This window comes from Paraburkholderia fungorum (assembly GCF_046027605.1).
In the GTDB taxonomy this organism is placed as follows: domain Bacteria; phylum Pseudomonadota; class Gammaproteobacteria; order Burkholderiales; family Burkholderiaceae; genus Paraburkholderia; species Paraburkholderia fungorum_F.
Map to the genome: position 1 here is coordinate 1 of NZ_JAQQEF010000066.1, position 3,959 is coordinate 3,959.

The 3,959-nt window shown below is 60.5% G+C and carries 3 protein-coding genes and 3 pseudogenes; 3 read left to right on the top strand and 3 right to left on the bottom strand.

The features are described from left to right. A partial coding sequence (locus PQR53_RS38650; protein ID WP_408465837.1) for an IclR family transcriptional regulator domain-containing protein occupies positions 1–226 on the top strand: 226 nt, incomplete at its 5' end. A gap of 298 nt (positions 227–524) precedes the next feature. On the opposite strand, the pseudogene PQR53_RS38655 reads toward PQR53_RS38650, so the two are convergent. After that, positions 525–1,136 (bottom strand): annotated as a pseudogene (locus PQR53_RS38655) (IS6 family transposase); the annotation flags it as partial. 2 nt (positions 1,137–1,138) lie between these two features. Continuing rightward, positions 1,139–1,249 (bottom strand): annotated as a pseudogene (locus tag PQR53_RS38660) (aconitase family protein); the annotation flags it as partial. 439 nt (positions 1,250–1,688) lie between these two features. Between PQR53_RS38660 and PQR53_RS38665 the strand changes: the two are divergent. Next, positions 1,689–2,201, top strand: a complete 513-nt coding sequence (locus PQR53_RS38665) for a cupin domain-containing protein (RefSeq protein ID WP_323045675.1) — start codon at positions 1,689–1,691, stop codon at positions 2,199–2,201. A gap of 214 nt (positions 2,202–2,415) precedes the next feature. Continuing rightward, positions 2,416–3,600 (top strand): methyl acetate hydrolase AcmB, encoded by a 1,185-nt coding sequence (gene acmB / locus PQR53_RS38670; RefSeq protein ID WP_408465839.1) that lies wholly within the window; start codon positions 2,416–2,418, stop codon positions 3,598–3,600. 36 nt (positions 3,601–3,636) lie between these two features. Here acmB and PQR53_RS38675 read toward each other — a convergent pair. Continuing rightward, positions 3,637–3,959: pseudogene (locus PQR53_RS38675) on the bottom strand (DDE-type integrase/transposase/recombinase); the annotation flags it as partial.

Genomic DNA, 3,959 nt, shown 5'->3' on the forward strand with positions numbered 1-3,959 from the left:
TGAGATCGAAATGGGCGTCGTATCGATCGCGTTGCCGGTCTGCGATCCCCAAGGAAACGTGATCGCTGCGATCAACTGCTCCTCCGAGACAGACCGCACCACGATCGAGGATTTGATTGCCACGCGCCCGCCGGCCTTGAGGGAGGCGCGGGCCCATATCGAATGGGCGCTTCGCAGGGCGCCTGCTCTTGTCCATTCGATCCGCTCATCCTGGCGCGCGACGTAGTTCCATTGCCAACCAGGACGTTAAGCTAGTCAGCTCAGCTGGCGCTGATGCGGCAACTCCCTCTCCCTGGATTACCGGTTGGCGAAGCGTGAGCTTGGCCTGTGGTAGGGTGGTTGCACATTTCAGTATATCTATTTCATGGACCTCGAACTCTGGTCGTCGGACCCGGAAACCGCATACCTGGAGCGGCAACGCGCTGAGGCGACTGGCGCGGATCGGCGCGTGTTCGCTGAAAAGTCTGTCGGGTGTTGTCAACTTGCCGAGCATGAGACGGAAAGGCTGCAAGTGTGGTGATCATTTAGAATCCAGTCGACGGATTTTGGGCGAGTTGAGTGAATTCGCGCCAGTCAGCGAACCTTGCTGCAAGCTGTTTGCGATACAGTGAAGCGCGCAGCAGATGTCGCTTGAGCGCGAAATGTTGCCGGATCGGCCCGAAGCACGAAAGAAATTCCTGCGTACGTTTTGGGTCTCGAAAACCATGCATGCGACGCTCACGTTCACGCGTTGGTTGGTGGCTGTTCTCAACCCGGTTGTTCACCCGGGCTGCCGCCTTGACGAACACATGCTTCACGCTAGCAAGTTCCGGAATTTCCGCCTTTGCCGCTGAATAGCTGCGCAGCTGATCGATGACGATCTTGCGAGGCGTCGGGCATGCACGTATCACACGCTTGAAGAAGCGTCTGGCCGTGGCTTTGTCGCGCCGCTTTTGTAGCAGGATGTCGAGTTCGGCGCCGTGCTCGTCGACCGCACGCCACAGCAAGTACGGTTCGCCACGCAGCGTGACGAACATCTTGTCAAGGTGCCACGTGCTACCCGGCTTGCGTCGCGCCGCTTTTACCCGGTGAGCAACGCCTTCACCAAACCTGGCGCACCAGCATCGGATCGTCTCGTACGTGACGGTCACACCGCGCAGCCGGAGCCGGGCACGACCAGCGCCTGGAGGATGCGCCGGGCGACCTTGCGACCGCGCACCACGCAGGCGGCGTTGCGCAGATCCTCGATTCGCGCATTGGTACACGAGCCAGGTATGGGCCTGGCTTTGGTCCGTACCTACAAAAAAAGCCGTCCAACCGCTCTTTAAGCTCCGGTGACTATCCGCAGCTGACGCTTGCGATTGTTTCGCTAGACGAAAAACTATGCGCCAGGGGAAATACTGATTGGCGCGGTTGGGCGTTGGCTATATATTTCGACTAGCGCATAAAAATGCACATAGCGAATAAATGAGCCGTCTGCAACGTCCTTAGACCGGAGTTGCTGGCCACATATTCGCGCGCCGAATACTCGACGAAAATCGATTAGCATGGAGAGGAAGATTGAAGTCTGCTGAGCGCCCTACGACGGCCATTGCATGGGCCTTTCCCGAGCGTGTCATCGTCCGTGATGAGGATCTTTGCTCCTCGCTGATCGGGCATCTCTCCCTCACCGAATATTTCCACTTCCTTCTTCTCGGATGTCAATTCCCATGAATGAGTTCTCGGATTTCGCTCCACTTCTCGTCGACTCGCCCACTGTCTCCGGTTTCGCCACCACTTCGTGGGGCGAGCACGCACGCGTGCGCCTCCGCGGCGCCCAGACCGATGGGCGCTTATCGATGCTCGTTTATGAATGTCCCGCAGGCTTCGGACCAGTGCGCCATCTGCATCGTGAGGACGATGAGATCATCCTGATGGAGCGAGGCACTATCGCGGTGTGGACGCCGCGCGAATGCCGCACAGCCGGGCCAGGCGATGTGGTCATGCTGCCCAAGGGCGTGCCGCACGCCTGGCGCTCATACGGCGACGAGCGGGTCCGGTTTCAGGTGATCGTGACGCCCGGAGAGTTCGAGCCGTTCTTCGAGCACATTGTTGAGCGGAACCTTACTCTCGCGGATCAGGCTGAGCTCGTCACGGTCGCATCCGAGGCTGGGATGGATATCATTGGCCCACCGTTGAACGATGAAGAAGTCGCGGTGATCCGCGCCGGCGGGCGCGTCTGAAAGCAGCGCTCTTCCGCCTTGAGATTCTCGAAAGCCGCGCCGTCGCCACGGCGCTGGCAAGCCCGACGGAGGCCGGCAATGGCCTCGTTCATGGAAGCATACCTCGGCGCAGCGTGCGTTCCGGTGCAACCTCGGCGGCGTCATCGCCGGCTGCATCAAGCCTTTGAATAAGCGGCTGAAGTGCCGCGACAATGTGTGAATTGGAGATACATTAGTGACCGAGAGCCTCAAACAAGCCTGCGACGCCGCACTGTCCCGCGTCGTTGCTGGCCAGCCGCGTCTGCCGGGCGTGGTGGCAATGGTGACTGACCGCGCCGGCACGCTGTATGCCGGTGCGGCTGGAGAGCGGATCCTCGGCGGCGGCGTGCCGATGACGACCGACACGGTCTTCGCGATGTATTCGGCCACCAAGGCGATCGCCGCCACCGCAGTGCTTCAGCTCGCGGAGGCGGGCCGGCTCGATCTCGACGCACCGGCGAAAGCCTACGTGCCGGAGCTCGGCCAGCTTGAGGTGCTCGAGGGATTTGACGCCGACGGCAAGCCGGTTCTGCGCGCGCCGAAGCGAGACATCACAACCCGCATGCTCCTTCTTCACACCGCCGGGTTTGCCAACGACGTTTTCAACGAGACCTATCTGCGGTTGCGACAGAGCCTCGGCCTGCCGTCAACGGGCACGGCCAGGAAGGCGTCCCTGATGATGCCGCTCCTCTTCGATCCCGGCGAGCGCTGGGAATACGGCAGTGGGGTCGACTGGGCGGGGCAGGTCGTCGAGGCGATTGCCGGAAAGCGTCTCGGCGAGGTGATGCAGGAGCGGATCTTCGCGCCGCTCGGTATGACGAGTACGGCATTTACTCTCACGCCATCAATGCGCGAGCGGCTCGCACGTGTGCACCAGCGCGGCGCCGACGCATCGCTGGAGCCGCTGATGAATTTTGGGCCTACGGCGAACCCCGAGGTGGATATGGGCGGCTCCGGGCTCTACGGGACCGTCGAAGACTACATCAGGTTCATCCGCATGTGGTTGAATCACGGGATGGGCGATCACGGCCGCGTGCTGAAGCCGGAAACCGTCGCCATGGCCGTGCAGAACGGTCTTGGCGATAAGAAGATCAAAGCCTTGCCCGGCGTGATCCCGTCGCTTTCCAACAACGCTGAATTCTTTCCCGGCATGTCAAAATCCTGGGCTCTCAGCTTCATGCTCAACGACGAGCCCGCGCCGACCGGGCGCCCTGCGGGAACACTCGCATGGGCGGGGCTCGCCAATTGCTATTTCTGGATCGACCACACGACGCAGGTCGGCGGCTTCTGGGCGACCCAGATCTTTCCCTTTGTCGACGCGACCGCCATCGGCGGATATCTCGATTTCGAAACGGTGGTCTATGAGGTTGTGTCTCGATAAGGCGGCAGGACGAGCAAGTCCCAATATGATTACTACTTACATAGTAAGCGAATAGAACTGCGCGGCAACCGTTCGGTCGACGCCGTCGTCGTTCATCTGCCCCTTGCGGATCATGTGCATGAGTTCGATGCCGGCGAGGTTGATGGGCGCACGCCGGAAATCTTTGAAGCCACATCATCGGCTTGGCGATTCGTTTGATGGCGCGGTGATCCTGCTCGACGATGTTACTCAGGTACTTGTTCTACCGTTCTTGATCGGCGTTGACCGTTCGGCGTTGAGCGATTCGAGCGCGGCCCAGTTGGCGCTGCTCTTGTCCACGGTAATCATCTCGGGCTCGCCGTTCTTGTCAATGGCCTTTT